The organism is Streptomyces sp. MA5143a (assembly GCF_900290235.1).
GTDB lineage: Bacteria > Actinomycetota > Actinomycetes > Streptomycetales > Streptomycetaceae > Streptomyces.
Window position 1 is genome coordinate 1 of sequence record NZ_OLMK01000136.1, and the last position, 497, is coordinate 497.

The following is a 497-nucleotide window of genomic DNA, read 5'->3' on the forward strand; positions in this document are numbered from 1 at the left end:
CCCGGTGATCCGGTCGACGTGGGACCTGGCGTCCGGGATCCGGCCCGGATCCGCGACGGCGGCGCTGACGGCCAGGACGATGCGCTCGCGCAGCGCCGCACGGTCCCACAGATCCCGGGCGACGTTCACCGAGCGGGCCCTGGCTTCGGTGTCGTCCGTGGATGCCGGCCAGGGCAGCACCGCGTAGGTGGCGCGGTCGTGCCGGATGACGAGGGAGCGGGGGTGCACGGTCGTCAGATACAGACGCAGCGTGTCCGACGGGGTCTCCCCGAAGGCCGCCCCTTGTGCGGGCCGGCCCTGCGCGGCGGCCAGGACGGTGGCTTTGGCGGTGGACAGCCCCAGTCGTGCGGCGGCCTGTTCGGCGTCCGCCGTTCCGAACAGGAGGGCCTCCAGGTCGTCCCGCTCGGTGGTGCCCTGTCCGTCACGGCTCATACGGACGGCGATCGTCTGTGCGGCGGCGCGGAAGTGCGCCGCCTGTTGTGGGTCGAACGGCGTCT

General features: G+C 73.4%; 1 pseudogene. It reads right to left on the reverse strand.

From position 1 onward, the window contains the following. Positions 1-497, reverse strand: a pseudogene (locus tag SMA5143A_RS43385) (hypothetical protein); the annotation flags it as partial.